The organism is Streptomyces sp. NPDC050856, assembly GCF_040653855.1.
GTDB lineage: Bacteria > Actinomycetota > Actinomycetes > Streptomycetales > Streptomycetaceae > Streptomyces.
Genome location: NZ_JBFAGV010000075.1, coordinates 1 through 1,116 on the forward strand (window position 1 = coordinate 1; position 1,116 = coordinate 1,116).

1 protein-coding gene is annotated in these 1,116 nt (G+C 68.6%); it reads left to right on the forward strand.

Annotated elements, in window-relative coordinates:
- Window positions 1-67: 67 nt before the first annotated feature.
- Window positions 68-1,116: type III polyketide synthase (locus tag AB0H53_RS29105; RefSeq protein ID WP_362119656.1), on the forward strand; the 1,049-nt coding region annotated here is incomplete at its 3' end.

Below are 1,116 nucleotides of genomic sequence, written 5' to 3' on the forward strand. Positions count from 1 at the left end.
CTCGGCGCGCGGGGTGGTGGTGGGTGGGGTGATCCTGCGTTCAGGACCGATGAAAGGGCTGGACGTCATGGCCACGTTGTGCAGACCGGCGGTGTCCGTTCCGGAGTATGTGATCACGATGGAGCAGACACTGGACCTGGCGCGGACCATTCACGCGGACCATCCCCAGCTGGGGCTGGCTCTGCGGCTGATGGAGAACACCGGTGTACAGAAGCGTCATCTGCTGCGGCCGATCGAGGAGACGCTGAAGCACCCGGGGTTCGAGGAGCGCAACCGTATCTACGAGATGGAGGCCAAGGCGCGGGTGCCCGCGGTGGTCGGGCGGGCGCTGGAGGACGCGCGGCTGGGCGCGTCGGACATCGACCTGATCATCTATGTGTCGTGCACGGGGTTCATGATGCCCTCGCTGACGGCGTGGCTGATCAACACGATGGACTTTCGCGGGGACACCCGTCAGGTGCCGATCGCGCAGCTGGGGTGTGCGGCGGGCGGGGCGGCGATCAACCGGGCGCACGACTTCTGCACCGCCTATCCGGAGGCGAACGCGTTGATCGTGGCGTGTGAGTTCTGTTCGCTGTGCTATCAGCCCACCGATCTGCAGGTGGGCAATCTGTTGTCGAACGGGCTGTTCGGGGACGGGCTGGCGGCCGCGGTGGTGCGCGGCCGGGGCGGTGAGGGGGTGCGGCTGGAGCGCAACGGTTCGTACCTGGTGCCCCAGACCGAGGACTGGATCGCCTACGACGTCCGGTCCACCGGTTTCCACTTCAAGCTGGACAAGCGGGTGCCGGGCACGATGGAGCCGCTGGCGCCGGCGCTGAAGGAACTGGCCGGGCTGCACGGCTGGGACGCCTCCGACCTGGACTTCTACATCATCCACGCCGGCGGGCCACGGATCCTGGACGACCTCAGCCGTTTCCTGGGAGTACCGGCCGAGGCGTTCCGCTTCAGCCGCGCCACCCTGACGGAGTACGGCAACATCGCCAGCGCCGTCGTCCTGGACGCCCTGCGCCGCCTGTTCGACGAAGGCAGCGCCCAGCACGCCGCCCGCGGCCTGCTCGCCGGCTTCGGCCCCGGCATCACCGCCGAAATGGCCCTCGGCCGCTGGCGCACCCACGA